Source organism: Streptococcus sp. 32226D021BW, from assembly GCF_053545015.1.
The window spans coordinates 1-5,148 of sequence record NZ_JBPPVC010000030.1 but is presented as its reverse complement, the minus strand read 5'-3'; the positions used below and the strand labels follow the sequence as shown (position 1 = coordinate 5,148).

Genomic DNA, 5,148 nt, shown 5'->3' with positions numbered 1-5,148 from the left:
AAAAACAATAAAACGGAAAGCTAGCAATAGCTTGAGTTTGAATCAAAACTTTTTATGAGAGTTTGATCCTGGCTCAGGACGAACGCTGGCGGCGTGCCTAATACATGCAAGTGGAACGCACTTATTTCACCGGAGCTTGCTCCACCGAGATAAGTGAGTCGCGAACGGGTGAGTAACGCGTAGGTAACCTGCCTCATAGCGGGGGATAACTATTGGAAACGATAGCTAATACCGCATAACAGTATTTACTGCATGGTAGATACTTGAAAGGAGCAATTGCTTCACTATGAGATGGACCTGCGTTGTATTAGCTAGTTGGTGAGGTAACGGCTCACCAAGGCATCGATACATAGCCGACCTGAGAGGGTGATCGGCCACACTGGGACTGAGACACGGCCCAGACTCCTACGGGAGGCAGCAGTAGGGAATCTTCGGCAATGGGGGCAACCCTGACCGAGCAACGCCGCGTGAGTGAAGAAGGTTTTCGGATCGTAAAGCTCTGTTGTAAGAGAAGAACTGTGAGAAGAGTGGAAAGTTTCTCACTTGACGGTATCTTACCAGAAAGGGACGGCTAACTACGTGCCAGCAGCCGCGGTAATACGTAGGTCCCGAGCGTTGTCCGGATTTATTGGGCGTAAAGCGAGCGCAGGCGGTTTGATAAGTCTGAAGTAAAAGGCTGTGGCTTAACCATAGTACGCTTTGGAAACTGTCAAACTTGAGTGCAGAAGGGGAGAGTGGAATTCCATGTGTAGCGGTGAAATGCGTAGATATATGGAGGAACACCGGTGGCGAAAGCGGCTCTCTGGTCTGTAACTGACGCTGAGGCTCGAAAGCGTGGGGAGCGAACAGGATTAGATACCCTGGTAGTCCACGCCGTAAACGATGAGTGCTAGGTGTTGGGTCCTTTCCGGGACTCAGTGCCGCAGCTAACGCATTAAGCACTCCGCCTGGGGAGTACGACCGCAAGGTTGAAACTCAAAGGAATTGACGGGGGCCCGCACAAGCGGTGGAGCATGTGGTTTAATTCGAAGCAACGCGAAGAACCTTACCAGGTCTTGACATCCCGATGACCGCCCTAGAGATAGGGTTTCTCTTCGGAGCATCGGTGACAGGTGGTGCATGGTTGTCGTCAGCTCGTGTCGTGAGATGTTGGGTTAAGTCCCGCAACGAGCGCAACCCCTATTGTTAGTTGCCATCATTCAGTTGGGCACTCTAGCGAGACTGCCGGTAATAAACCGGAGGAAGGTGGGGATGACGTCAAATCATCATGCCCCTTATGACCTGGGCTACACACGTGCTACAATGGCTGGTACAACGAGTCGCAAGTCGGTGACGGCAAGCTAATCTCTTAAAGCCAGTCTCAGTTCGGATTGTAGGCTGCAACTCGCCTACATGAAGTCGGAATCGCTAGTAATCGCGGATCAGCACGCCGCGGTGAATACGTTCCCGGGCCTTGTACACACCGCCCGTCACACCACGAGAGTTTGTAACACCCGAAGTCGGTGAGGTAACCTTTTAGGAGCCAGCCGCCTAAGGTGGGATAGATGATTGGGGTGAAGTCGTAACAAGGTAGCCGTATCGGAAGGTGCGGCTGGATCACCTCCTTTCTAAGGAAATGGAACCTGTACGTTAGTCTTCTTTAATTTTGAGAGGTCTTGTGGGGCCTTAGCTCAGCTGGGAGAGCGCCTGCTTTGCACGCAGGAGGTCAGCGGTTCGATCCCGCTAGGCTCCATTAGGATAGAAATCCTACTAAACTGAATAACAGTGAAGTTGAATTCACGACTAACTTCTTAGGAAAATAGATAATCCTCCTTGTGTGCAAGACACACAGCGTCAGATTCCTAATTTTCTACAGAAGTTTCGCGTAAGCGACCGTCGTTCATATCCTAAACTTGTCCATTGAAAATTGAATATCTATCAAACATTCCTGATGTATCTGCAAGGATACATTAAGAAATAGTAACAAGAAAATAAACCGAAAACGCTGTGAATATTTAATGAGTTTTCTAATTTTTGAAAAAATTAGGTTAATAAGGTTAAGTTAATAAGGGCGCACGGTGGATGCCTTGGCACTAGAAGCCGAAGAAGGACGTGACTAACGACGAAATGCCTTGGGGAGCTGTAAGTAAGCAATGATCCAGGGGTGTCCGAATGGGGGAACCCGGCAGGTAATGCCTGTCACTCACTACTGTTAAGGTAGTGTAGAGGAAGACGCAGTGAACTGAAACATCTAAGTAGCTGCAGGAAGAGAAAGCAAAAGCGATTGCCTTAGTAGCGGCGAGCGAAACGGCAGGAGGGCAAACCGAAGAGTTTACTCTTCGGGGTTGTAGGACTGCAATGTGGACTTAAAGAGTATAGAAGAACTACCTGGGAAGGTAGGCCAAAGAGAGTAACAGCCTCGTATTTGAAATAGTCTTTATACCTAGCAGTATCCTGAGTACGGCGAGACACGCGAAATCTCGTCGGAATCCGGGAGGACCATCTCCCAACCCTAAATACTCTCTAGTGACCGATAGTGAACCAGTACCGTGAGGGAAAGGTGAAAAGTACCCCGGAAGGGGAGTGAAATAGAACCTGAAACCGTGTGCCTACAACAAGTTCGAGCCCGTTAATGGGTGAGAGCGTGCCTTTTGTAGAATGAACCGGCGAGTTACGTTATGATGCGAGGTTAAGTTGAAGAGACGGAGCCGTAGGGAAACCGAGTCTGAATAGGGCGAATTAGTATCATGACGTAGACCCGAAACCATGTGACCTACCCATGAGCAGGTTGAAGGTGCGGTAAGACGCACTGGAGGACCGAACCAGGGCACGTTGAAAAGTGCTTGGATGACTTGTGGGTAGCGGAGAAATTCCAAACGAACTTGGAGATAGCTGGTTCTCTCCGAAATAGCTTTAGGGCTAGCGTCGACATTAAGAATCTTGGAGGTAGAGCACTGTTTGGATGAGGGGGCCATCTCGGTTTACTGATTTCAGATAAACTCCGAATGCCAAAGATTTATGGTCGGCAGTCAGACTGCGAGTGCTAAGATCCGTAGTCGAAAGGGAAACAGCCCAGACCACCAGCTAAGGTCCCAAAATAATTGTTAAGTGGAAAAGGATGTGGGGTTGCACAGACAACTAGGATGTTAGCTTAGAAGCAGCTATTCATTCAAAGAGTGCGTAATAGCTCACTAGTCGAGTGACCCTGCGCCGAAAATGTACCGGGGCTAAAACAATTTACCGAAGCTGTGGATAACACTAAGGTGTTATGGTAGGAGAGCGTTCTATGTGTGAAGAAGGTATACCGTGAGGAGTGCTGGAACGCATAGAAGTGAGAATGCCGGTATGAGTAGCGAAAGATGGGTGAGAATCCCATCCACCGTAAGACTAAGGTTTCCAGGGGAAGGCTCGTCCGCCCTGGGTTAGTCGGGACCTAAGGAGAGACCGAAAGGTGTATCCGATGGACAACAGGTTGATATTCCTGTACTAGAGTATGAAGTGATGGAGGGACGCAGTAGGCTAACTAAAGCGGGCGATTGGAAGTGCCCGTCTAAGCAGTGAGGTGTGATATGAGTCAAATGCTTGTATCTGTAACATTGAGCTGTGATGGGGAGCGAAGTTTAGTAGCGAAGTTAGTGACGTCACACTGCCGAGAAAATCTTCTAGCGTTGTATCATACTCTACCCGTACCGCAAACCGACACAGGTAGTCGAGGCGAGTAGCCTCAGGTGAGCGAGAGAACTCTCGTTAAGGAACTCGGCAAAATGACCCCGTAACTTCGGGAGAAGGGGTGCTGACTTTACGTCAGCCGCAGTGAATAGGCCCAAGCAACTGTTTATCAAAAACACAGCTCTCTGCTAAATCGTAAGATGATGTATAGGGGGTGACGCCTGCCCGGTGCTGGAAGGTTAAGAGGAGGGTTTAGCGCAAGCGAAGATCTGAATTGAAGCCCCAGTAAACGGCGGCCGTAACTATAACGGTCCTAAGGTAGCGAAATTCCTTGTCGGGTAAGTTCCGACCCGCACGAAAGGCGTAATGATTTGGGCACTGTCTCAACGAGAGACTCGGTGAAATTTTAGTACCTGTGAAGATGCAGGTTACCCGCGACAGGACGGAAAGACCCCATGGAGCTTTACTGCAGTTTGATATTGAGTATCTGTACCACATGTACAGGATAGGTAGGAGCCTATGAAGTCGGGACGCCAGTTTCGACAGAGGCGCTGTTGGGATACTACCCTTGTGTTATGGCTACTCTAACCCGGATAGGTTATCCCTATCGGAGACAGTGTCTGACGGGCAGTTTGACTGGGGCGGTCGCCTCCTAAAAGGTAACGGAGGCGCCCAAAGGTTCCCTCAGAATGGTTGGAAATCATTCGCAGAGTGTAAAGGTATAAGGGAGCTTGACTGCGAGAGCTACAACTCGAGCAGGGACGAAAGTCGGGCTTAGTGATCCGGTGGTTCCGTATGGAAGGGCCATCGCTCAACGGATAAAAGCTACCCTGGGGATAACAGGCTTATCTCCCCCAAGAGTTCACATCGACGGGGAGGTTTGGCACCTCGATGTCGGCTCGTCGCATCCTGGGGCTGTAGTCGGTCCCAAGGGTTGGGCTGTTCGCCCATTAAAGCGGCACGCGAGCTGGGTTCAGAACGTCGTGAGACAGTTCGGTCCCTATCCGTCGCGGGCGTAGGAAATTTGAGAGGATCTGCTCCTAGTACGAGAGGACCAGAGTGGACTTACCGCTGGTGTACCAGTTGTCTTGCCAAAGGCATCGCTGGGTAGCTATGTAGGGAAGGGATAAACGCTGAAAGCATCTAAGTGTGAAACCCACCTCAAGATGAGATTTCCCATAACTTTATGTTAGTAAGAGCCCTGAGAGATGATCAGGTAGATAGGTTGGAAGTGGAAGTGTGGCGACACATGTAGCGGACCAATACTAATCGCTCGAGGACTTATCCTAGATAAGCAAAATTCAACGAAGTCAATATTGACAAGCGTTCGGTTTCTTGTTAGAATATAGATATTCAATTTTGAGTTGACAAGACTCAGTAGTTAAGTGACGATAGCCTAGGAGATACACCTGTTCCCATGCCGAACACAGCAGTTAAGCCCTAGAACGCCTGAAGTAGTTGGGGGTTGCCCCCTGTGAGATACGGTAGTCGCTTAGCGAA

1 tRNA gene and 3 rRNA genes are annotated in these 5,148 nt (G+C 49.6%); all 4 read left to right on the top strand.

Going from position 1 to position 5,148, the window contains the following annotated elements:
* Positions 1-50 precede the first annotated feature (50 nt).
* A 16S ribosomal RNA gene (locus ACEE44_RS10270) occupies positions 51-1,607 on the top strand.
* A 52-nt stretch (positions 1,608-1,659) separates the two neighbouring features.
* Positions 1,660-1,732: transfer RNA gene (locus tag ACEE44_RS10265), tRNA-Ala, on the top strand.
* Positions 1,733-2,034: 302 nt separating this feature from the next.
* A 23S ribosomal RNA gene (locus ACEE44_RS10260) occupies positions 2,035-4,937 on the top strand.
* A 92-nt stretch (positions 4,938-5,029) separates the two neighbouring features.
* Positions 5,030-5,145 (top strand): 5S ribosomal RNA (gene rrf / locus ACEE44_RS10255).
* The 16S, 23S and 5S rRNA genes sit together here with 1 tRNA gene alongside, the layout of an rRNA operon.
* Positions 5,146-5,148: the final 3 nt, after the last annotated feature.